The 22,484-nt window shown below is 73.7% G+C and carries 20 protein-coding genes and 1 pseudogene; 3 read left to right on the top strand and 18 right to left on the bottom strand.

Features of this window, described 5'->3' with window-relative positions; translation table 11 throughout:
* Positions 1-68: 68 nt before the first annotated feature.
* A pseudogene (locus tag IEY82_RS40365) lies at positions 69-810 on the top strand (ATP-binding cassette domain-containing protein); the annotation flags it as partial.
* Between the two features lie 202 nt (positions 811-1,012).
* Here IEY82_RS40365 and IEY82_RS19860 read toward each other — a convergent pair.
* A complete protein-coding gene (locus IEY82_RS19860) occupies positions 1,013-1,465 on the bottom strand; it encodes an Lrp/AsnC family transcriptional regulator (protein WP_189125643.1) in 453 nt (150 codons plus the stop codon).
* A 100-nt stretch (positions 1,466-1,565) separates the two neighbouring features.
* Here IEY82_RS19860 and IEY82_RS19855 point away from each other — a divergent pair, with 100 nt between their 5' ends.
* Positions 1,566-2,189: a LysE family translocator gene (locus IEY82_RS19855; protein ID WP_372459735.1), complete on the top strand. Its 624-nt coding sequence runs from the start codon at positions 1,566-1,568 to the stop codon at positions 2,187-2,189.
* A 34-nt stretch (positions 2,190-2,223) separates the two neighbouring features.
* On the opposite strand, the gene IEY82_RS19850 is transcribed toward IEY82_RS19855, so the two are convergent.
* On the bottom strand, positions 2,224-3,276 hold the full coding sequence (locus tag IEY82_RS19850; RefSeq protein WP_189125641.1) for a site-specific integrase: 1,053 nt from the start codon (positions 3,274-3,276) through the stop codon (positions 2,224-2,226).
* Positions 3,277-3,488: 212 nt separating this feature from the next.
* On the opposite strand from IEY82_RS19850, the gene IEY82_RS19845 reads away from it, so the two are divergent.
* On the top strand, positions 3,489-4,451 hold the full coding sequence (locus tag IEY82_RS19845; RefSeq protein WP_189125640.1) for an NADPH:quinone oxidoreductase family protein: 963 nt from the start codon (positions 3,489-3,491) through the stop codon (positions 4,449-4,451).
* A 94-nt stretch (positions 4,452-4,545) separates the two neighbouring features.
* Here the strand turns inward: IEY82_RS19845 and IEY82_RS19840 are convergent, their stop codons facing one another.
* The 16 genes from IEY82_RS19840 to IEY82_RS19765 form a co-directional block, all read right to left on the bottom strand.
* The gene (locus IEY82_RS19840; protein ID WP_189125639.1) at positions 4,546-6,012 is read right to left on the bottom strand and encodes a dihydroorotase; all 1,467 of its coding nucleotides are present in this window, start codon (positions 6,010-6,012) and stop codon (positions 4,546-4,548) included.
* Between the two features lie 19 nt (positions 6,013-6,031).
* Positions 6,032-7,468, bottom strand: a complete 1,437-nt coding sequence (locus IEY82_RS19835; protein ID WP_189125638.1) for an MmgE/PrpD family protein — start codon at positions 7,466-7,468, stop codon at positions 6,032-6,034.
* Entirely contained in the window at positions 7,461-8,324 is an 864-nt protein-coding gene (locus IEY82_RS19830) for a cyclase family protein (protein WP_225263376.1), read from the bottom strand. The genes IEY82_RS19835 and IEY82_RS19830 overlap by 8 nt, the downstream gene beginning before the upstream one ends.
* Before the next feature lie 95 nt (positions 8,325-8,419).
* Positions 8,420-9,616: a CaiB/BaiF CoA transferase family protein gene (locus IEY82_RS19825; RefSeq protein ID WP_189125637.1), complete on the bottom strand. Its 1,197-nt coding sequence runs from the start codon at positions 9,614-9,616 to the stop codon at positions 8,420-8,422.
* 114 nt (positions 9,617-9,730) lie between these two features.
* Positions 9,731-11,353 (bottom strand): FAD-dependent oxidoreductase, encoded by a 1,623-nt coding sequence (locus IEY82_RS19820; RefSeq protein WP_189125636.1) that lies wholly within the window; start codon positions 11,351-11,353, stop codon positions 9,731-9,733.
* Positions 11,350-12,570, bottom strand: coding sequence for an MFS transporter (locus tag IEY82_RS19815; protein WP_189125635.1), 1,221 nt, complete (start codon positions 12,568-12,570; stop codon positions 11,350-11,352). The genes IEY82_RS19820 and IEY82_RS19815 overlap by 4 nt, the downstream gene beginning before the upstream one ends.
* 32 nt (positions 12,571-12,602) lie before the next feature.
* Entirely contained in the window at positions 12,603-12,956 is a 354-nt protein-coding gene (locus IEY82_RS19810) for a RedY/HapK family protein (protein WP_189125634.1), read from the bottom strand.
* A 49-nt stretch (positions 12,957-13,005) separates the two neighbouring features.
* On the bottom strand, positions 13,006-13,467 hold the full coding sequence (locus IEY82_RS19805) for a nuclear transport factor 2 family protein (RefSeq protein ID WP_189125633.1): 462 nt from the start codon (positions 13,465-13,467) through the stop codon (positions 13,006-13,008).
* Positions 13,464-13,958, bottom strand: coding sequence for a (2Fe-2S)-binding protein (locus IEY82_RS19800; RefSeq protein WP_189125632.1), 495 nt, complete (start codon positions 13,956-13,958; stop codon positions 13,464-13,466). Before IEY82_RS19800 ends, IEY82_RS19805 begins: the two co-directional genes overlap by 4 nt.
* Entirely contained in the window at positions 13,955-14,920 is a 966-nt protein-coding gene (locus IEY82_RS19795; RefSeq protein WP_189125631.1) for an FAD binding domain-containing protein, read from the bottom strand. The genes IEY82_RS19800 and IEY82_RS19795 overlap by 4 nt, the downstream gene beginning before the upstream one ends.
* Positions 14,917-17,307 (bottom strand): xanthine dehydrogenase family protein molybdopterin-binding subunit, encoded by a 2,391-nt coding sequence (locus IEY82_RS19790; protein ID WP_189125630.1) that lies wholly within the window; start codon positions 17,305-17,307, stop codon positions 14,917-14,919. Before IEY82_RS19790 ends, IEY82_RS19795 begins: the two co-directional genes overlap by 4 nt.
* Positions 17,304-17,879 carry an ureidoglycolate lyase gene (locus IEY82_RS19785; protein ID WP_189125629.1) on the bottom strand — a complete coding sequence of 192 codons (576 nt, stop codon included), beginning with the start codon at positions 17,877-17,879 and terminating at the stop codon, positions 17,304-17,306. Before IEY82_RS19785 ends, IEY82_RS19790 begins: the two co-directional genes overlap by 4 nt.
* A gap of 106 nt (positions 17,880-17,985) precedes the next feature.
* On the bottom strand, positions 17,986-19,353 hold the full coding sequence (locus tag IEY82_RS19780) for an MmgE/PrpD family protein (RefSeq protein WP_189125628.1): 1,368 nt from the start codon (positions 19,351-19,353) through the stop codon (positions 17,986-17,988).
* Positions 19,350-20,186 (bottom strand): ABC transporter ATP-binding protein, encoded by an 837-nt coding sequence (locus IEY82_RS19775; RefSeq protein ID WP_189125627.1) that lies wholly within the window; start codon positions 20,184-20,186, stop codon positions 19,350-19,352. Before IEY82_RS19775 ends, IEY82_RS19780 begins: the two co-directional genes overlap by 4 nt.
* 43 nt (positions 20,187-20,229) lie before the next feature.
* The gene (locus tag IEY82_RS19770) at positions 20,230-21,000 is read right to left on the bottom strand and encodes a hypothetical protein (RefSeq protein WP_189125626.1); all 771 of its coding nucleotides are present in this window, start codon (positions 20,998-21,000) and stop codon (positions 20,230-20,232) included.
* Positions 21,000-22,445, bottom strand: a complete 1,446-nt coding sequence (locus IEY82_RS19765; RefSeq protein ID WP_189125625.1) for an FAD-dependent oxidoreductase — start codon at positions 22,443-22,445, stop codon at positions 21,000-21,002. Before IEY82_RS19765 ends, IEY82_RS19770 begins: the two co-directional genes overlap by 1 nt.
* Between the last annotated feature and the right edge of the window lie 39 nt (positions 22,446-22,484).

Raw genomic sequence — 22,484 nt, 5'->3', positions numbered from 1 at the left:
CCTGGTACGGCGGCGGCTGGTCCGCCTACCAGGAGGCTCTGGCCGTGCAACAGGAGGCGGCCGGGCGGATGCTGCGGGCCGCCGAGGCGGACGTGCGGCGGCAGAAACGCGAGCTGGAGGAGACCCAGATCAAGGTGGCGCGCCGCCAGCGGCACAGCAAGAAGCTGGACGCCCAGCGGCGGGCCCCGAGGATCGTCGCCGGCGAGCGCAAGCGGTCGGCGCAGGAGTCGGCGGACAAGCTTCGCAACCTGCACGAGGAACGCCTGGAGGAGGCGCGCGAGCGGCGCGAGGAGGCCGCGGACGCGATCCGTGACGACGCCGAGATCCGGGTGAGCCTGCCGCACACCGCCGTGCCCGCCGGCCGTACGGTGCTGCGACTGCGCGAGCTGAGCCTGCGGTTCGGCGGGCTGCGGGGCGGCGAGCTCCAGGTGCACGGGCCCGAACGCGTCGCGCTGGTCGGGCGCAACGGATCCGGCAAGACCACGCTGCTGCGGACCCTCGCCGGTGAGCTCGCGCCGCTGGCGGGCGAGGCCAGGGCGCTCGTGCCGCTGCGGTTCCTGCCGCAGCGGCTGGACGTGCTGGACGACGAGCTGAGCGTCGCCGCGAACGTGGCCCGCCTGGCTCCCGGCGTCGCCGACAACCACATCCGCGCGCAGCTCGCGCGGTTCCTGTTCAAGGGGGCACGCGCCGAGCAGCCGGCGGGCACACTGTCAGGCGGTGAACGCTTCCGGGCCGCCCTCGCGGCGACGATGCTGGCCGCGCCGCCCCCGCAGCTGCTGATGCTGGACGAGCCGACCAACAACCTCGACGTGGCCGGCGTCCGGCAGCTGACCGGTGCCCTCGACTCCTACCAGGGCGCCCTCCTGATCGCCGGGCACGACCTGCGGTTCCTCGAATCGGTGGGCATCACCCGCTGGCTGCTCCTCTCGGACGAGCTCCGGGAGACCACCGCCGAGGAGGTGCGCGACCTGCTGGAGGCGACGGCGGGCTGACCACCCGGGGACCGTCCTGTCTAGGCGGGCAGCGGCCGGTCGTTCACCACGTGCTTCATCACGAGCGTGGAGTTGAGCCGCTGCACGCCCGGCAGCGCCGACAGCACGTCGTCCTCCAGCTCCTGGTAGGCGGTCAGGTCGGCGGTGACGACGCGCAGCAGGTAGTCGGGGTCGCCGAACAACCGCTGGGCCTGGACCACCTCCGGCACCCGCGCCACCGCCTCCTCGAAGCCCAGCAGCGTGTCACGGTCCTCCTGGCGCATGGTGACGAACACCAGCGCCTGGAACGTCAGGCCGACCGCCGCCGCGTCCACGATCGCCCGGTAGCCGCGGATGACACCGCCGCGCTCCAGCTCCCGCAGCCGGCGGTGGCAGGGCGAGACGCTCAGGCCCACCCGCGCCGCCAGCTCCGTGATCGTCAGACGGCCCTCCTCCTGCAGCAGCGCAAGGATTTTCCGGTCGATCGCGTCCATGTAGAAGATTCTTCCACAGTAGCCGCAGAACGGGGCAAGAGTTGGAAGCACTTTCCGGCTGATCGACACTATTCTTCGCCCATCATCGCTATCAGGGGAGATGGTGTGCGTGACGGCCGGTTCCGTGTTCGCCTTCTGGGGCGTCGCGCTCCTGCTCATCGTCGTGCCGGGCGCCGACTGGGCGTTCACCATCGGCGCCGGGTTGCGTGGCCGGTCGGTGTATCCGGCGGTGGGCGGGCTGGTCGCCGGCTACACCGTGGTCACCCTCGTCGTCGCGGCCGGGGTCGGCGCCCTCGTCGCCGCGAACCCCGCCATCCTGACCGGCCTCACCGTGGTGGGCGGCCTCTACCTGATCTGGCACGGCGCGACGACCTTCGCCCGCCCCGCCACGCTCACCGCGCCCGCCGACGGCCCGGCCGGCACCGACTGGAACACCTTCCTGCGCGGGATCGGCGTCAGCGGCCTCAACCCCAAAGGGCTGCTGATCTTCCTCGCCCTGCTCCCGCAGTTCACCGACCCGCGTGCCGCCTGGCCGGTCGCCGCGCAGATCGGCGTGCTCGGCCTGGCCTTCGCGACCACCTGCGGCCTGTTCTACCTCGCCGTCGGCCGGCTCACCCGCGCGCTCCTGCACGGCCGTTCCGCCGGCCGCCTGATCGGACGTCTGTCCGGAGCCGCCATGATCGGCATCGGCGCATCGCTCCTCGTCGACCGTCTGGTGGGCTGAACCGCGCCGATCAGCGAGGTGCCGGGGCCGGGGCCTAACGCGGGGACGCCGGGAAGCACCATCCGTCGAGGAGCTCGCCGATCGTGGCGGCGCACAGCAGGTGCGGGTGCAACCGCCTGGCCCGCTCGCCCGGGATGCCGCCGGCGAGGGCGGCGTCGATGAGCGCGGCGCCGATCCACGCGGGGTCGGCGGGCTGCCCGTCTTCCCTGGTGATCAGCAGCTCGCCGGCGGGCCGGCCGCGGCGCAGCACGTCCAGCAGCAGGCGGGCCGGCCGGGGCACCGGGACGGCGACGATGTCACCTCCGTGGTTGCGGAAGGTGATGACACTGTGCTCGGTGCCGTCGACCTCGGCCACGGTACGCAGCCCGCGGGCGGTCAGGCCGGCCAGCGTGCCCATCGGGGCTCCGGTGCCCTCCAGCAGCGCGACGGCGGCGGCGGTGGCCAGCCGGCCGTCGGCGGCCAGCCGGGCGACACCCTGGCGCAACAGCCGGCGTTCCTCGCGCGAGAGCGGCCGGCGGGCGCGGGTGGCCTCGGCGGGCTCGGCGGGCTCGCCGGCGGGACCGTGCGCCGGCGCGCCGCGCAGCCGGGCGTAGGTGTGGAAGGACGCCAGGGTGGCGCGCCTCCTGGCCACCGTGGAGCCGCCCAGCGGCTTGCCGGGTGTGCGCACGCCGACGGTGAGCGTGCCGGCGGCGGCGGCGTCGCGGTAGGAGTCGAGGTGCTCCTCGGTGACCGCGAGCAGCTCGACCGGGGGCCGAAGGGCGTGCAGCCAGCGCAGGAAGGCGGCCAGCACCCGCAGCCGGGTCCGCCGGCCGGTCAGGGAAGGCGTGTCGGCCAGCCAGCCGGCCACGGTGCTCCGGGCCTGCGCGTCGAGGGCGTCGACCAGGTCGACGTCGTCGCCGGGCACCTCGCCGCCGTCGCGGGACCGGCGGCGCGGTCGTAGCCCGGCGATCTCCCCGACGCTGGTCACCGGCGGGCCGATCGGGGGAGCGGCGGTCTCGGTCACTCCTCGGACGCCGGCTGAGGGGGAGCTGAGGGGCAGGGTCGTCCTCGCCTGCGGGCCGCTGCCGTCGAGTGGGTGCGTGTTCATCGACCGCTCCAGGTGACGACCAGATCAGTGGGGACGTTCAGCCGGAAGCCCCCGGCCGCCGCGAAGGCACGGCGACGACGGGATGGCGAGCTGGGGAGGCCGGTCACGATGGTGATCGTCTCACGATGGCCGCGCAGGCTCCAATTCCGGCGGCGGCGCGTGACCGCCCGTCCCGGGTAGAACGCCGTTCGGTTGCCGCGTAGGGTGGCGGGATGCGCGCGTTGATCTGTGAGAAGCTGGGTTCGGTGACGGTGGCCGAGACGCAGGCCCCGGAGCCCGCCGCCGGCCAGATCGTCATCGACGTCGAGGCCGCGGGCGTCAACTACGTGGACGCGTTGTTCGTCCACGGCCGCTACCAGATCAAGCTGCCGCCGCCGTTCGTGCCGGGCAGCGAGGTCGCCGGCACGGTCAGCGCCGTCGCGCCGGACGTGACCTGGCCCTCGGTGGGCACGCGGGTGGTGGCGATGTGCGGGCTGGGCGGGTTCGCCGAGCGGGTCGCCGTCCCGGCCGCCGGCGCGGTGGAGATTCCCGGCGCGCTGGACGCGGCCCGGGCCGCCACGTTCACCCAGAGCTACTGCACGGCGCTGTTCGCGCTGCGGGACCGGGGCGGGCTGCGGGCGGGGGAGACCGTGCTCGTCCTCGGCGCGGGCGGCGGGGTCGGGCTGGCCGCGGTGCGGGTGGCGACCACGCTCGGCGCGACGGTGCTGGCCGGCGCGTCGAGCGAGGACAAACGGCGGGCCGCGCGCGACGCGGGAGCGGTCGCCGTGGTCGACACGACCGCCCGGAGCGTCAAGGAGGCGGCCCGCGAGTTCTCCCCCGGCGGGGTCGACCTGGTCTACGACCCGGTGGGCGGTGACCTGGCCGATCCGGCGCTGCGGTCGCTGCGGCCGGGCGGCCGTTACCTGGTGATCGGGTTCGCCTCGGGGGCCATCCCGTCGCTGCCGCTCAACCAGGTGCTGTTGCGCAACCGCGCGGTCATCGGCGTCGACTGGGGAGCCTGGTCGATGTCCGATCGAGCGGGGCAGCACGCGCTGCTCACCGAGCTCCTCGGCCTCGTCGACGACGGCGCGCTGAGCCCGGCCGCCCCGGCGACCGCCCCGCTGGAGTCCGGGGCCCGGATCCTGGACGACCTCCTGGAACGCCGGGTCACCGGCAAGGTCGCGCTCATCCCCTGAGGGCGGCGCCGGAGGATTGTTCGCCGGCGTCGGCAGGTCCTCCTCTCAACGCCCCGCCGGGGGGCGCTGAGAGGAGAGCGCGGCACGGTCGGCGCTAGGCGGTGACCGGCCTCGCCAGGTAGCGGCCCTGCGGGTCGCCCACGATCTTGCCGTCCTCCAGCACCTGCCGGCCGCGCAGGAAGGTGTCGGTCACCCTCGCGGTCAGCTCGAAGCCCTCGAACGGCGTGTACTCCTGGGTGGATTCGGAGTCGGCCGCGCGCACGGTCCAGGACGAGTCCGGGTCGACGAGGACGAAGTCGGCGTCGAGGCCCTCGGCGATCGCGCCCTTGGTCCGCAGGCCGAACCGCCGCGCTGGGTTCCAGGACAGCAGCCGGGCGACGTCGCCATAGGACAGCCCGCGCCGGGAGCCCTCGCTGATCAGGCCGGGCAGCAGGTACTCGGCGCCGCCGAACCCCGACTTGGCCACGAAGACGTCGTCGCGCGGCTCGCCGAACTTCTGCTCGTCGCGGCAGCAGGCGTGGTCGCTGACCACCCAGTCGACCTTGCCGTCGAGCAGGTGGCCCCACAGCGCCTCGACGTCCTCGCGCGGGCGCAGCGGCGGGTTGACCTTGCCGCCGATGCCGCTCGCGGTGGTGATGTCGGCGAGCAGGTGGCCGATGGTCACCTCGCGGCGGAAGTCGATGTGCGGGAACGCCTCGGCCATCCGCAGCGCCGCGTCCATCGCCTTGGCCGACGACAGGTGCAGCAGGTTGATCGTGGGCAGCCCGGTCTCGTGCGCGAGGTAGGAGGCGATGCTGACCGCCAGGCCCTCCGAGTGCGGAGGACGGGAGGCGCTGTAGGCCGCGAGGCCGGTGAGCGTGCCCTCCTCCTCCACCATCTTCGTGTACGCGCTCATGATCTCGGCCGTCTCGCAGTGCAGGGACAGCGAGATCTCGTCGGCCAGGTCGGGGAACTGCTCGCGGGCCGCCTGGATGCCGCGCATGACGAACTCGAAGTGCGCGTAGTCGTACCGCTCGCCCTCCGGGATCATGAGGAACGCGTTCTGGTCGGCGGACCGCCCGTGCAGGCCGTGGCTGCCGTAGAACATGAACACCTTGAACGACGTCACCCCGTGCTCGCGCACCAGGGCGGGGATCTCGTCGATGTGCCCGCGCATCATGGGCGCGAGGTGGAAGGCGTAGTCGACGTACGAGCGGTCCTCGGAGGCGGCCAGGACCTCGGGGAAGACCTCCCCGTACGGACCGCCCTTGTTGAGGTAGTACTGGCCGGTGCGCATGTAGGTGAGGGCGGAGGTGACGCCGCCCTGGGCGCAGGCCCGGCTCTCGGTCTCGGTGTCGACGGACAGCGGGTTGTAGATGCCCCAGTGCTGGTGGGCGTCCACCGCGCCGGGGAAGGCCAGCTTGCCGCCGCCGTCCACGACGGTGCGCGCCCCGGCAGGGTCGAGGCCCGGCGCGACGGCGGCGATCCGGCCGTCGAGGATGCCGATGTCGGCGGTCTCCGGCTCGGGCCGGTCGTGCCGGACGACCCGGACGTTGGTGACGATCACGTCGAACGATGCCACGTGGTTCTCCTTTGAAGGCTCAGAGGGCGGAAGGCGGGGTCTCGGTCAGCCGGGTGAGCGGGCGCATGACCTCCGCCACGCCGGGCAGGTGGTCGAGCCGCATGACGAGGTCGCGTACGGTCCGGGCGGACTCCTCCGGCAGCCGGCCGGCCACGTTCTCGCGGAACTTGCGCGCGAGCTCGGCGTCGGACAGCGGCCGGGCCGGGCCGCCCCGGTTGGCCAGCGCCTCCTCGGTCCACTCGCGGCCGTCGTCGGAGCGCACCCGGACCACCGCGGGGAACTGGTGCGGGAAGATGGCGTCGCAGCGCTCGTCGGGGACGACGTCGACCAGGGCCATCAACGCCCGGCGGGCCGGGTCGCGGGCCAGCTCGTCGGTGTAGTCGTCGAGGCCCACGCCGAGCCCGGACCCGCCGACCAGCCCGGCGACCACCGCGTACGGCCCGCTGAACTGCGCCTGGTAGCCCGTCTCCGGGGCCCGCTTCTGGTCGAGCGGCTGGCCGATGGTGCGGATCACCGCCGACGGCACGCCCAGCTCGATGTGCTCGATCCGGTCGAGCGGGACGCCCCGCTCCCGGAGCGCGATGCCGGCGTCGACGGCCGTGTGGGTGAAGTGGTTGGCCGGGTAGGGCTTGAAGAAGATCCCGGGGACCGCCCACTCCTCGCCCAGCCCGGTGAGCACCTGGTCCAGGTCGGTCTCGCCGCGCAGGAACGCCTCGAAGAAGCCGAAGCGGCCCTCCAGGACGGTGGGCGGGCCGGTGAAGCCGCGCCGGGTCAGCTCCGCGGCGGTGACGGCCGACTGCGCGGCCCAGCCGCAGTGCAGCCGCTTGACCGTGCCGCCGGTGCGGTTGGCCTCGATGATGCCGGACGCGAAGGACGCGGTGATCCCCAGCGCGTGCCCGACACCGTCCGCGCCGAGCCCCATCAGCAGCGCGGCCGCCACCGCGCCGCCCATCGCGCCGCAGATGGAAGTCGCGTGCTGGCCGTGCTCGAAGAAGACCGAGTTGCCGAGCTCGCTGTCGTAGCCGGCCATGCCGAGCCGTACGGCGACCTCCAGCCCGGCGGCCACCGCGGCGACCGTGTCGGCTCCCGAGGCCCCGGAGGACTCGGCGGCGGCGAGCGCGGCCGGCACGACCGCCGCGCTCGGGTGGAGCACCGACGGCAGGTGGGTGTCGTCGTAGTCGAGCGAGTGGGCGAGCACCCCGTTGGCGAAGGCGGCCTGCGGGGCGGGCAGGCGGTCGGCCACGCCGACGGCGCTGGCCTGCGGCGCGCCACCCTGGTCGGCCACGTAACCGGCGGCGGCGGCGCTGGTCGGCAGCCGGTAGGCGGCGACGCAGAGCCCCAGCACGTCGAGGATCCGGCGGCGCACGCTCTCGGTCACCGCGTCCGGCAGCGGCCCGGTCAGCGTCCCGGCCGCGAACCGGGACAGTTCGCCCGCGAGGGCCGGAGTCTCAGCCACGGCCGACCACCGCCAGGGGGCGCACGGGGGACCCGGTCGCGCCGAAGATGGGCAGCGGGGAGAGCACGAAGGCGAACTCGTGCACGCCGTCGGCGGCCAGCTCGTCGAGCACCATCGTCTCGATGATGTAGACGCCCCGCTCGACGAGCAGGACACGGTGGGCCGGCAGCAGGCTGTGGCCGCCGCCCGGCTTGAGACACTCGAAGGCGATGGTGTCGGCGCCGACCGCGTGCGGCTCGTGGTCGGCCAGCCAGGTCGCGCCGGCCTCGCCGACGCCGGGCACACCCGACTCCAGGCCCGTGTAGGCGTCGCGGTCGCCGAACAGGCGTCCCCAGCCGCTGCGGATGAGGACCACGTCGCCGGCGCCGATGGGCGTGCCCTGCCGCTCGGCGGTCGCCGCCAGGTCGTCGGGGGTGATCTCGTAGCCGGGCGCGCAGCCCTCCGGCGTGCCGAGGGCGGCCGGCACGTCGAGCAGCACGCCCCGGCGGAGCATCGGGGCGATGGTGTGGGCCCCGAGGGCGGCGAACCTGCCGCCCCGGCTCGCCTCCACGGCGTCGGAGCCGTCGATCAGCCTGCCGTCCTGCGACACGTGGGAGAAGGCGTCGATGTGCGTGCCGACGTGGGTGCCCATCGTGATGACGTCGTTGGCGGCCGAGCCGCCGTCGGCCCGGACCATGTCGCCGTGACGGCGCGGCAGCGCGTGCCAGAAGGCCGGGTGGTTGGGCGACTGGGGCATCCCGATGGTCAGGGGCCGTCCCAGGTCGTAGATCCGGATCCCGTCCTGGACGGCCCGCAGCAGCAGGCCGGTCGTGGTGGTCGCATGCGCCTCTTCTGCGCTCGACTCTTCTCGGCTCAACGCTTCTGGGCTCGACTCTTCTGGGCTCAACGCTTCTGGGCTCAACGCTTCTCGTCCTTCGTCACTGGTCCGAACGCCGGTGATGCCGACGCCTGTCATGCGATCACCCGCCTGGTGCGCAGATCCTCCACCGTCTCGGCGTCGAAGCCGAGCTCGTCCAGGAGGATCCCGTCGGTGTCGGCGCCGAGCGGCCGCCCGGTGAAGCGGATGCGGCCGGGGGCGCCCGTCATCCGCCACATCACGTTGTGCATGAGCACGGGCCCGAGGTCCTCGTCCTCGACGTGCGTGAGCATGCCGGTGGCCCGCACGTGCGGGTCCTCGACGAGGTCGCGGGCGCTGTAGACGGGCGCGACGGCCGCGCCCACCCGTTCGAACTCCGCCATCACCTCATCGCGGGTGCGCTCCGCGATCCACGACCCCACGTAGGAGTCGAGCAGGTCGGCGTGCTCCGCCCGCTCGCGGCCGGAGGCGAACCACGGCTCGTCGATGACCTCGGGGTGGCCCACCAGCGTCAGGACCCGTTCGGCGATGCGCTGCGCGCTGGTCGACACCGCGACCCAGCCGCCGTCCTTGCACAGGTACGTGTTGCGCGGGGCGTTGTTGGACGACCGGTTGCCCTGCCGCCGGCCGACGACGCCGAGCTGGTCGTAGACCGTGGGCCCCGGCCCGACGGCGGCCATGATGGGCTCGATCAGGCTCAGGTCGACGACCTCGCCCCGCCCGGTCCGCTGCCGGGCCCACAGCGCCATCATCGTCGCCGACGACGCGGCGATGCCGCAGATGCTGTCGGCCAGGCCGAACGCCGGCAGGGTCGGCGGGCCGCCGGCCTCACCGGTGAGGTGGGCGAACCCGCTCATCGCCTCGGCCAGCGTGCCGAACCCGGCGCGGGCAGCGTACGGTCCCCGCTGGCCGAAGCCGGTGATGCGGACGATGACCAGCCGGGGGTTGGCCTCGTGCAGCGCCTCCGGTCCGAGGCCCCAGCGTTCGAGCGTGCCGGGCCGGAAGTTCTCCACCAGCACGTCGGCCGTCACGGCCAGCCGCAGGAGGATGTCGGCGCCCTCGGGAGCCGACAGGCTCACCCCGAGCGCCCGCTTGTTGCGGGAGATCTCCTTCCACCAGAGTGGCACCCCGTCCTTGGACGGTCCGTGCCCTCGCATGCCATCCCCGTTGACCGGGTGTTCGATCTTGATGACTTCGGCGCCCTGGTCGCCGAGGATCTGGCAGCACAGGGGTCCGGCGAGGATGGTGGACGCGTCCAGCACCCTCAGTCCCGTCAGCGGCCCGTCTTCCACCTTAGCTCCATGTTCCGCTATAGCGAACGCTGGTCCGCTCAGAGGTTAGTTCATTGCTTCTTGCCAGGTCAACGCACCGTTCACCGGGCGCCACCTGAAGGCACCGGCCGGCGCTCAGCCGGCGAGCGCCGGGCCGATGGCGTACGCGCGCACCACCGCGGCCGCCAGCGACGTCCCCCCGCCGGGGTAGCAGTCGCCGAACGGCGTCGCCGCGACGTTGCCCGCGGCGAACAGGCCCGCCACCGGCTCCCCGGAGGTGGACAGCACCCGGCCGTCGTGGTCGGTCACCACACCCCCGCACGTGCCGAGGGTCGCCGCGTGCACGGGCACCGCCGTGAACGGTGGCCGGCCGATCGGCGCCAGGCACGGGTTGGGCTCGACCGCCGGGTCGCCCAGGTGGCGGTCCGCCACCGACGAGCCCCGCGCGAACAGCCGGTCCGTGCCCTCGGCCGCATCGGCGTTGAACTCCTCCACCGTCGCGGCCAGGCCGTCGGCGTCGATCCCGCAGGCACCGGCCAGCTCCCGCAGCGTGGGCCGGGTCACCGCCCACGCGGGCGTCGTCCCCGGCGGCGCTCCCGCGACGGGATAGCGCTCGCCGTAACCGCTGTCGTAGACGAGCCAGGCGGGGGAGTGCCGGGGCACGCCGGTGGCCGGGTCCACCTCCCTGAACACCTTGGTCAGGTCGTGGTAGCTCTGCGCCTCGTTGACGAACCGGCGACCGGCGGCGTTCACCATCACCGACCCGGGACGGGTCAGCTCGACGTTCGCCAGCCGGCCGGTGGGCCGGCCGTCGTAGCGGGCGTCCGGATCCTGGAACGCGGGAACGCCCCACGAGGCGGTCATGTCACGCACCCCCGCCCCCGCCCGCAGCGCCATGAGCAGGCCGTCGCCCGCGTTGCCGGGCGCGCCGATCGGCAGCAGCGGCGCGGGCAGGAAGGCGCGCTGCAACTCGGCGTTCCACTCGAAGCCGCCGCTGGCCAGCACGACCGCGCGCCGCGCGCGGACCCGCCGGAGGCCGCCGCCGGACGCCACGCTGACGTCCCAGGCCTGGCCGGCGCGGTCCATGGCCGTCGCCCGGGCGCCGGTGACGAAGGTGACCCCGCGGTCGTGCGCGGACAGGGCGAGCGCTCCGGCGAGCGCGCCTCCCATGGTCCTGATGCCCTGCTCGGCGCGCTGCCGGGAGAGCGCGCCGAGATCCAGGCCGTGCCCGTGCTCCCGCTCGACCATGGTGATCGACGGCAGGTACGTGGGCGTCCTGAGCAGCTCGTCGAGGCCGGGACGGGCGCGGGCGTCGAACGGCAGGTTGTCCAGCGCGCGCCCGCCCGCCACCGCCCCCGGCGCGTCCGCCCGGTAGTCGGGCCGCCCGAGCGCGGCCAGGCCCACCTCGGTCTCGTCGCACAGGTAGCGCACGGCCTCGGGGGCGGTGCGCAGGAACCACTCGATCCGTTCGTGCGGCACCGCGCCGCGCGTCACCGCGGTCAGGTACGCCACGGCGTCCTCCCGCGTGTCCGGGAACCCGGCCGCCGCCATCAGGTGGTTGCCCGGCACCCAGATCACCCCGCCCGAGACGGCCGTCGAGCCGCCCAGCGACCGGGCCCGCTCGACGAGCACGACGTGGTGGCCCGCGTCGGCGGCCCGGCAGGCGGCGACCAGACCCGCCGCGCCGCTGCCGAGGACCAGCACGTCGCAGGCCGCGGGCGGTTCGGCGGAGGCCGTGAAGGCGCCTCTCGCGTTCATCGGATTTCCTTCCATGCCGCACGATTGAGGAGGACCAGGACGGAGGCCAGCGCGACGAACAGCGCGGCCAGCGCCCAGCCAAGGGAGTAGGAGGAGTACTGCGCCGCGGCGCCGACGGCGAGCGGCCCCACGATGCCCCCGGCTGAGCCGCCGGCCTGCATCAGCCCCGACGCCGCGCCGGGACCCGCCGGATAGGCCTCGGCGATGACCAGGGCGATCACCCCGGTCCAGCCCCAGCCGGCGCCGCCCGCGATCAGCATGCCGAGCAGGCCCAGCATCCGGTCGCCGGAGGCGAGCAGCAGGAAGCCGCAGGCTCCCACCGCCATCAGCGCCGCGACGGTCAGCCTGCCGTGGCGACGGCGTCGGCCCAGCCCCAGCCCCAGCCGGACGGCGATGATCACCGCGCTGCCCGCGGCCAGCGCCGTCCCCGCCGCGCTCTGGCTGAGCCCGACCGTGACGCCGTAGTCGACGAAGAAGCCGCTCAGCGCGTTGGCCGCGGCCGAGCACAGGAAGAAGGCCCCGGTGATCATCAGCAACGGCCGCAGCGGCGTGAGCGGCACCCGGGGTTCCGGAACGCCGCCCGCCCTCGCCGGGGGCGACGCGTCGGGGACGCGCAGCGTCATGAGCACGACCACCGCCACGGTCCCGACGAGGAACACCAGCCGCCAGTGCATGATCGTGGCGAGCAGCGGCAGCGCCAGGCTGGCCAGCAGCGTGGACGCCGGCAGCGAGGCGCGCTCGACGCCGAACGCCATGGGCCGCCGGGCCAGGCCCACGTTGCGGACGATCAGCAGCGCGCCGATCGGCCCGCCCACGGCCGAGCCGACGCCACCCACCGCCAGCGACACCAGCAGCCCGGCCCAGGAGCCGCCGAACACCGCGACCCCGACCAGCGAGGCGCCCGTCATCGCGGCCGCGAGGCGCAGGGCGCGGCGCGGGCCCATCCGGTCCGCGATGCGGCCGCCGAACGACATGGCGACCGCGCTGACCGCGTAGAACAGGCTGATGGTCAGGCCCAGCGCCGCACTGTCCAGGCCCAGGTCGAGCCGGATGGCGACGCCGAGGGTCCCCGCCAGGTAGGCGGGATACATGTACGTCATGCCGAGCAGGACGGCCAGCGTGACCGCGCGCCGCGCCGATCCCGCCTCGCCGGGCTCCTCGGACGCGGAAGGGATAGCGGGGGGTTCGACGGCTCCGCCGCCGGCTCCGGTTACCACTGCGAGGTCCTACCGACTGCTCGTGAAGGGTCTCAGCCCCAGATCTCGTCCGCGTAGGAGATGTTGACCTGGCCGCGCCAGCCGCTCGCGTCGTCCTTGGCCCACCTGTCGCGCCACTCGGCCGCGTGGTTCAGGATGACGGGGTCGCCGTAGTGCAGCTTCCCGTCGGCGTGGTAGGCGTCGTGGTCGTCGACGTACATCAGGTCGAAGTGCTTGAACCACTCCTCGCCGCGGACGTTCCGGCTGATCACGAAGTTCGCGTAGTCCTGGATCCGGGGGTTCTGGCGGAAGGCGCGGTAGTCGACGTTGCGGGTGTAGTCCTCGTACTCCGCCAGGTCGGTGCCGGGCTTGAGGTTGTAGGTGAGCAGTACCAGTTTGCGGGCCATGGAAGGTCTCCTTGATGGGGGTCTCGTACAGGGGTCGTCAGGCTGGGGGTCAGCTGGGCGGAGCCGGCTCTCCGCCAGAGGCGCGGGCGCGCCACTGGGGCTCGATCTCGGTCTCCGCGCGGGCGTCGAGCACGCCGCTCTGCGCCAGGTCGTTCCAGACGCGCTGCTCGACGATCTTGCCGTCGCGCAGCCGGAAGCGGTCGACGTAGCGGACGCCGTCGTAGCGGACACCGGCGTTGTTCTCGCCGAACAGCGTTCCCATGGACCAGACGACCACGTCGCCGGCCTCGTCGGTGAACGCCTCGTACTCCTCGCGGTGCTTGTCGACGTGCCGGTAGCGGATCGCCGAGGCCGCCGCGAGCTCGTCCAGGGTGGTGTGGCGCCGCCCGCCGGGGAAGATCATGACCGCGCCGTCGGCGAGGTGCCGGGCCGCGGCGTCGCGGTCGCCCCGGCCGAGGGCCGCGAGGAAGTCCTCGACCACCGCCACGGCCGCGCCGGTGCCGCCGCTCATGACGCCTCCTCCGCCGGCTCGCCGGACGCGGCCATCCGGGTGGCCGCGCAGCGGATCGAGCGCAGGATGCTGCCGTATCCGGTGCAGCGGCACAGGTTTCCGTTGATCGCCTGGACGATGGCGTCGTCGTCGGGGTCGGGCATCCGGTCGAGCAGCTCGCGCGCCGTCAGCAGCATGCCCGGCAGGCAGTAGCCGCACTGGAACCCGAACTCGTCCCAGAACGCCCGCTGGACGGGGTGCAACTCGTCGTCGCCGGCCACGCCCTCGATGGTGGTGATCTCGGCGCCGTCGGCCTGCACGGCCAGCACCGAGCAGGACTTGACCGACGCGCCGTCGACCAGGACCGTGCACGCGCCGCAGTCACCGGTCAGGCAGCCCACGTGGGTTCCGGTCAGGCCCACGTCCTCCCGCACCGCGTGCACCAGGAGCTTGCACGCCTCGACCTCGATCTCGCGTTCCCGGCCGTTGACGACCAGGCGAATCCTGTTCACGACTCTCCTTCGGCTTGCTGCAGCGCGTCGGCGACGGCTCGCACGGCCACCACGGGGGCGACCCGCCTGCGGTAGTCGCCGTCGGCGAGGACGTCGCTCCACGGCTCGGCGAGCGCCGCGTCGACGACCTCGCGTACGTGCGCCCGCCAGGCAGGGTCGGCGACCCCGGCCTCCGGCGGGTCGAGCGTGACGAGCAGCGGCGTCGCGGCCACCGCGCCGAGCGCCACGCGCAGGGCGCCGTCCGGCCCCGGCACGCAGGCGGCGGTGGCGATCGGCCAGCTGCTCTCGTTGAGCTTCAGCTTCGTGTAGCCCGGACACGGGCCGGTGGGCGCCGGCAGCGCGATGGCCGCGAGCACCTCGCCGGGACGGCGGGCGGTCGCGAAGGCGCCGGTGAAGAAGTCGCCGGCGGCGACCTCGCGGGTGCCTCCGGCCGACGCCAGCCGCAGCCGCGCGCCCAGGGCGACCAGGGCGGCCGGCACCTCGGACGACGGGTTGGCGTAGCAGGCCGAGCCGCCGATCGTGCCCTTGTTGCGGATCTGCGGGCCGCCGGTCACGCCGCCCGCCACGCGGCGCAGCAGCGGGGCCAGCGTCCGGCTGCGGGGGTCGGACAGGACGTGCGCGTAGGTGGTCGTGGCGCCGACCACGACCACGCCGCCATCGGCCACGCGACCGTCGGCCACGCGACCGTCGGCCACGCGACCGTCGGCCACGCGACCGTCGCTCACGCCGTCGTCGGCCACGGGTCCGTCGTGCGGGCCGCCGCCGCCGTCGAGCGTGATCCCGGACAGCCCGGCCCGCGACAGGTCCACGACCACGTCGGCCACGGTCTTGCCGTGCGTCATGTCGGGCACGAGCATGGTGCCCCCGCCCAGGACCACGGCGGTGCCGGACGCCGCGGACAGGGCGGTGACGACCCCGTGCAGATCGGCGGGGGCGTGGTAGGCGAAGTTCTTCGTGATCATCGGGTGCGCGCCTCGTCGATCAGAGCGAGCACGGCCGGCGGGGACAGCGGCACCTCGCGCACCGTGACGCCGAAGGGCGCGAGCGCGTCCTCGACGGCGTTGGCCACGGCGGCCTGCGCGCCGCCCACGCCCGCCTCGCCCGCGCCCTTGTTGCCGTACATGGTGAAGGGGCTGGGGGTGACCTGGTGTTCCAGGCGGATGGTGGGCAGGTCGCCCGCCCGGGGCATCAGGTAGGTCTTGAACCGGTCGCTGGTGAGCCGGCCGTCGGCGTCGTAGGTGAGCCGCTCGGAGAGCGCCGCGCCGAGGCCCATCACGATCGCCCCGTGGGCCTGCCCCTCCACCAGCGCCGGGTTGATGATGACGCCGCAGTCGTGCGCCATCACGAAGTCCACGAGCTTCGTCACCCCGGTCTCCGGGTCCACCTCGACCACGGCGGCGTGCAGGCAGTTGGAGTAGGTCGGGTACGGCTGGATCCGGCCGCGCTCGTCCGGGACGTGGTCGATGTTGCCCGGCTTGTAGGCGCGGGTGGCCTCCAGGACCGGTTCGACGTCGTTCGCGATGGCGAACGCCCGCGTCAGCACGGCGGCGGCCACCTCCGGCACCGGCACGGACCGGCCGTCGCCGGTCGCCCGGAGCCGCCCGTCCGCGACTTTCACCTCGTCCACCGGCACGTCGAGCATCCGCGCGCCGACGACGGCCAGTTTGGCGCGCACGTCGCGGGCGGCCAGCGCCGCCGACCCGCCGCCGACCACCATGCTGCGCCCGCTGAAGTTGCCGAACCCGCTCGGGCACCGCTCGGTGTCGCCCTGGACCACGGTGATCCAGCTCAGCGGCACGCCGAGCTCGTCGGAGACGATCTGCGCGATCCCGGTGTCGTTGCCGCCGCCCGGCGAGGTGACGCCGGTGTAGACGGTCACGCCGCCGGTCATGGTCATCCGCACCGTCGTGACGTCGAACCCCGAGACGAAGGAGCCGGGGCCGTCGGCCGACTCGGGGGTCAGCTCGAAGGCCAGCCCGATGCCGAGGTGTCGTCCGGCCGCGCGGAGCTCGGCCTGCCGCAGGCGCAGGGCGTCGTAGTCGAGTACCCGCAGCGCCTTGTCGAGCAGCCCGGGGTAGTCGCCGCTGTCGATGTTCAGCCCGGTCGCGGTCCGGTAGGGGAACCGGTCCGGCGGGATGAAGTTCTTCCGCCGCACCTCCGCCGGGTCGGCGCCGAGGCCGCGGGCCACCAGGTCGACCATCCGCTCCATGACGAAGTGCGCCGAGTCCTTGCCGAAGCCGCGGGCGGCGTTCAACGGCGGCTTGTTGGTCACCACGACGTGCAGCTCGGCCCGCACGTTGGGCACGGTGTAGCCGGACGCGAGCGTCGTGGCGGACATGTTCGGCATCGCCCAGCCGGCCTGCGCCGACACCGCGCCCGTGTTGGCCACGATGCGGTCGCGGACGGCCACGATCCGGCCGTCGCGCATGGCGCCGATCGTGAACCGGTGCACCTGCTCCCGGGCCCCCGCCATGAAGCACTCGCGGCGGTCCTCGATCCACTTCACCGGCGCGCCGGTCAGCTTGCTGAGCAGGCAGACCAGGGTCTCCTCCGGGTGCCCCTGCATCTTCAGCCCGAAGCTGCCGCCGACCCGCGCGGTGATCACCCGGATCGCCGTCTCGTCCAGGCCGAGGCTCGTGGCCAGCATCCAGCGGAGCTGGTGCGGGTTCTGCAGCGACCCGTACACCGTCAGCGTGCCGTCCAGGTCGTCCCAGGAGGCCAGGTAGCCGCGCGGCTCGATCGGGGCCGTCGTGGTGCGGGAGATCCGGATCGTGTCGGAGACGACCAGGTCGGCCCCTGCCAGGGCGGCGTCGACGTCGCCGGTGCCGTAGTGGTTGTGCAGGATGACGTTGTCCGGCCACTCCTCGTACAGCCGGGGCGCGTCCTGCTCCAGCGCCGCGTCCGCGTCCAGCACGTGCGGCAGCCGCTCGTACTCCACCCGGACCAGCGCCGCGGCGGCCTCGGCCTCGCGGCGCGTGCCCGCGACCACGGCGGCGACCGGCTCGCCGGCGTAGACGACCTTGCCGGTGGCCAGGCAGCGCACGTCGGCGTGCCGTCCGCCGCGCGCGGCCGGCTCGATGAAGTGCGGGATCGGCCCCGCGTGCGCGGCGGCCTCCTCGCCGGTGAGCACCAGCACCACGCCGGGGCTCGCCGCGGCGGCGCGCACGTCGACGTCCACGATCCGGGCGTGCGCCAGCTCGCTGCGCACCACCACGGCGTGCCGCGTCCCGGGCAGGCTGTAGTCGTCCAGGAACCGGCCGCGCCCGGTGAGCAGGGCGGGCCCGTCGGCCTTACGCACCGGCGAGCCGATGGCCCGGACGCCGGCCTTGCCGCTGGTCGTCACGGTCATGGCAGCCGGACTCGCACGCGCTGGCCGGTGCGGTGAAACGGGTTGCGCTTCTCCACGTCGAGCTGGTCCAGCTCGCCGTTCTCGTCCACCTTGCACTGCAGTCCCCGGGTCAGCCGCTCGTGGCTGGTGATGAGGAAGAGCTGTCCGTCGACCGAGGGGAACGGCGGCTCGTGCCAGGTGCCCCGGTACAGGTTGATGGACACGTCGCCGGGGATGATGAACGCCTTGATCTCGTCGAGCACCGGGAAGCCGTTGTCCAGGGGCACCTGCGGCGGCGCCACCACGGCGACGTACGGCCGGCCGCCCAGCGGGATCATCGTCTGGGTCATCTCGACGTGCCGCTCCAGGTAGCGCAGGTTGTCACCGCGCAGGCCGACCCGGAACACCAGGAACTCCGGCGGGGTGTCGGAGTCGAGCCGGACCGGCCCGTGCACGGCGTTGGCGCCCGAGTAGAAGTTGATCGGCAGCTTGGGAGTGGCGTCCAGCGACATCACCTCGCCGTAGGGGGCGAACGCCTCGGCGGTGAACTCCTCGGGCGTGATGACGTGCTGGGGACTGTCAGGACTGAGCAAGGTTTCTCTCCCGTGGTCTCGCGGTGGTCTCGCGGTCGGCTTCTCGCGGTCGGCTTCTCGCGGTCGGCTTCTCGCGGTCGGCTTCTCGCGGGGGGCGTGCCGGCGGTCAGGCCATCAGCAGGGCGGTCAGCTCCCGTACGGCGCAGCCGCCCGGCGGCGAGAGCACCAGGTCGGCCGCCTGGTCCGCCGCCCGTTCGCCGGTCACGGGACGCGCGTACCCGCGGAACTTGCCGAGCAGTTCCTCCCTGCTCAGCGGGGCGCGCCGGTCGCCGGCCGGCAGGTCGACGAAGCTCTCGTACCGCTCGCCACCACGGGTGGTGACGATCACCCGGGTCGCGGTGAACTCGGGGTACAGGGCGTTCATCTCGTCGGACACCCGGATCCGCACCCGGGACGCCACCTGGTGCACCAGCGGGTCGGCCAGCTTGCCGGGCGCGTACTGGGCGCCGGAGACGTCGCGGTCCACGACGGCGACCGCGGCGACGTACGGCAGGCTCAGCGTGCAGGGGATCGCCGACTCGGCCGGCGTCACCGAACGCTCGACCAGGATCCGCGCCACGTCGTACGTCTCCACGTCGATGTCGGCGACCTCGGCCGGGTCCAGGTCGTGCTCGGTGGCGAGGTCCACGCACGCCTGGGCGGCTCCGTGCGTGTGGCGGCAGCCGGCGAAGCGCTTCTGGTGCACCTCCAGGATGGTCCACTCGGTGCCGAGCCCGTCGGTCAGCCGCGGGTCGCCCGCCGCGCCGCCGAACAGCGCGATCATGCCCTTCGGATGTTCCAGCACCTCCGGCCAGCCGCTCAGCCCGGCGTGGGCGTGCAGCGCGCCCTCCACCCCGGACCTGGCGATCTGCCCGGCGAACGCGGGCTTGACGGTGTGCCCGGTGAAGATCTGCTCGATCATCACGGCGGGCACGAAGTATCCCGCCGCGCCCATCGCCGAGGCGATGCCCGCCGCGTCCAGCCCGAGGAGCTTGGCGCAGCCGGCCGCCGCCCCGTAGCCGGCCGCCACCGGGAACCAGCCCTTGGCGGTGGCGCCGGGGTGCAGGACCCGGCCGATCCGGTCGGCCACCTCGTAGGCGGCCACGGCCGCCACGACCAGGTCGCGCAGGCTCGCGCCGGTGGACTCGGCCACCGCGAGCAGCGCCGGCAGCGCGTGGGACGGGTGGAACCCGCCGAACCGGTAGCCGTCCTGGTGCTCCAGCACGTCGGAGGCGCAGCCGTTGAGGTAGGCGGCGTCGGGCACGGAGGTGGCGAAGTCGGTGCCGAGCACCGTGGCCTCCGGCCGTCCGCCGCGCGAGCGGACCAGGCCGGTGATGGCCGCGATCTCCGGCACGCGGCTGCCCGCGAGGGCGACCCCGAAGAAGTCCAGCAGCAGGACCTGCGCCTTGGCCACGACCTCCTCGGGCAGGTCGTCGTAACGCAGGCCGGCCGCGAACCCGGCCAGGGCCGAGGTCGCGCCGGTCGGCTCGCTCATGACACCTCGCCGAGCTGGGCGCGCAGGCGCTGCACGATCTGGCCGAACCGGGGATCCTTGGAGATGTCCAGGCCCCGGGGACGCTCGAAGTCGATGTCCACGATGTCCTGGATGCGGCCGGGGCGCTGCGAGAGCAGCACGACGCGGTCGGCGAGGAACACCGCCTCGGAGATCGAGTGCGTGACCAGGACGACCGTCTTGCCGGTGTCCATCCAGAGCTGCTGCAGCATGGCGTTCATCTGGTCGCGCGTCATCGCGTCGAGCGCGCCGAACGGCTCGTCCATCAGCAGGATGGACGGCCGGTGGATCAGCGCCCGGGCGATGGCGACGCGCTGCTGCATGCCGCCGGACAGCGCGCGAGGGTAGTGCTCCAGGAAGTCGGACAGGCCGACGCTCTCGGCGAGCGCCTCGGCCCGCTCGCGGCGTTCCTTCTTCTTGACCCGCTTCACCTCGAGGGGCAGCGCGATGTTCTTCCAGATCTTGCGCCACGGCATGAGCGTGGCCTGCTGGAAGACGAACCCGAGCGAGCCCAGCGCCTCCTGCGACGGGTTGGCGTCGCCTTCGGCGAACAGCGTCTTGTCGCCGATCGTGATCGAGCCCTCGGTCGGGGTGATCAGGCCGCCGAGCATGCGCAGCAGGGTGGTCTTGCCGCAGCCCGACGGTCCCAGCAGGACGACGAACTCCCGGGGCTTGATCTCCAGGTCGGTCGGCAGCAGTGCGCGGACCCGCCCGGCGTCGGTCGTGTACTCCTTCCCGACGCCCTTGATGGAGATCGCCGCGCCGCCGGCGGGCGCGGGATCCGGCGACGGCGTGACGCCGGCGGGATGGTTCATCGTTACTCCACGGTCGGTGGTGCTGGTGCTGGCAGGGGCGCCGTCAGTCGACATACGCGGTCGCCGACAGCTCGTCCCAGGCTCCGCCTGGTCCGGGGTCGCGATACTCGGTGGTGGGGGCCGCGTCCGAGCGGATGAACGACATCGTTCCGCCACGCGAGTAGAGCGGGCCGTGGAAGACGTGCGGGGACCGGAAGAAGTAGCCGCCGGTCCTGATGACGCCGAGCGGCCCCATCATGACGTCTCCGTAGATCTTGAAGGACTCCTCGTACTGGGGGTGGGCCTCCTCCAGCGGCGACTTCCAGCCCGGCATCATCCCCGCGAGGTAGACGAAGACCGTGTCGTCGGAGCGCAGCACCTTGGACATGGCGCCCGTCTCCAGTTGGACCTCGCCGCTCCATCCGGCGGGCACCCACGGCTCGCGCTCGGTGGCGATCCGCAGCGGCGGCTCGCCGGAGCCGGTGCCCGGCGCGAAGCCGGGCGCTCCCCAGAAACCGCAGTAGACGGTGAGCCCGCGCACCGAGGCGACCAGGTCGAGGGCCGTGCCGGCCTGCGCGTAGACGTAGTCGCCGACGCGCAGCGGCTCGCCGTCGAGGACGCCCTCGCCGCCGATGACGAACAGGTCCACCGCGCTGGCCAGCACTCCGGAGTGCCGTCCGGTGAGGCGGTGGATCGCGGTCTCCGCGCCGGTGCCGGCGTCGCCGCTGAGCAGCCGCTTCCGCCCGCTCTGGGCGGCGCCGAAGTCGCCCTCGGGGACCGCCTGCCACGGCACGTCCTGGCTCTGGATGAAGTCGACGTCAGGCCTGTTCCACATCACATGCTCCCTGGATCGGTGTCCGCGCCGGCCGCCCGGCGTCCCAGCATCCGGCCGAAACCGAGGGCCGGGGTGACACTCATGCCGCTCACGAAGGACTTGCCGGACAAGGTGCTGCCACCGAGGACCTCGCCCGCCGCCCACAGGTTCTCGAACGGCCCGTCGGGGCCGAGGACCCGCAGCTCGCCGTCCACCGCGAGGCCGGCCGGGCTCTTGAGCGTGGAGCCGTGGTTCAGCACCGCGTGGAACGGCGGCTCGGCGATGGGGGCGGGCAGGTGCGTCCGGCCGAACTCGTCCCTGCCCGAGGCGACGGCCTCGTTGTAGGCCGCCACGGTGCGGGCCAGCCCGTCGGCGTCGAGGCCGGCGGCCTGCGCGAGCGTCCGCAGGTCATCGGCCATGGCGAACGACGGGTGACCGGCGAACGCGTCGTCCAGTTCCGTCTCGCTCCAGGTCGGGAACAGCGCGGGCGCCTCCCGGCGGATCGTGGCGTCGTACACCACCCAGAACTTCAGCTCGGGCTGCTCCAGCAGGGCGTTCTCGCGGAGGTCGACGCTCGGCGCGTCCTCGGCCACGAACCGCTCGCCCCGGGCGTTCACGTGGATCTCCCACGGCTGCCGGGCCTGCGGGGTCAGCGCCGGGTAGTCGTCCAGATGCACGGTCTCCCACGAGCTGCCGGACTTGAGCACGCCGCCGTACGTCGGGAGGAACCGTTCCTGGCCGCGTACCCGCCCGCCCGCGGCCACGGCCGCGAGGAGGCCGGAGCCGTCCGCGCCGGGCGAGCCGGGGCCCGCCAGCGGCGAGCCCGCGGTGAACCGGGGGAACAGCTCGGGGTTGCCGGCGTAGCCGCCGCTGGTGAGGATGACGACCCGCGCCTCGATGTCGTGGAGCGTTCCATCCGGCCGGCGGACGGTCAGCCCGTCCACCCGGCCGGGCGCCGAGGCGAGCAGCTCGACCAGCTCGGTGTTCAGCTCCAGCGTCACGGAACCGGCCGTGGCCTCCTCGAACGCGGGCGCGAGCACGTCCAGCACCGACCGGCCCGCGTTGCGCCCCCAGTAGGTGCGCGCCAGCAGGTACGGCTCGTGGAAGTGCAGCACCGCCGGGGCCTCGGGGTCCATGTCGAACCCGGACTCCATCAGCCACTCGATGGTGGCGGGCGCGTGGCTCACCGCGAGCCTGACGAGGACGGGGTCGGCGGTGTTCTTGCTGATCCGCATGACGTCGTCGAAGTGCAGGTCGGGGCTGTCGCGGATGCCCTTGGAGCGCTGGAGCGAGGTGCCGCCCGCGGAGAGCTGGCCCCAGGAGCGCCACAGCGTGCCGCCGATCCGGTCGGCCTTCTCGATGACGGTGACCCGCAGCCCGTGGCGCGCGGCCTCGATGGCGGCCGGCAGGCCGGCCGTGCCGGCGCCGATCACCACGAGGTCCGTCGTGGCCGGCCTACCGGTCATCGCGCGTGCCCCGGAGTCGTGATGTGCAGCATGAACGAA

Origin of the sequence: Nonomuraea cavernae, from assembly GCF_014646355.1 — a bacterium.
Lineage (GTDB): Bacteria > Actinomycetota > Actinomycetes > Streptosporangiales > Streptosporangiaceae > Nonomuraea > Nonomuraea cavernae.
Note: the sequence above shows the minus strand (reverse complement) of the source record. Positions and strands in the feature narration are given on the sequence as shown.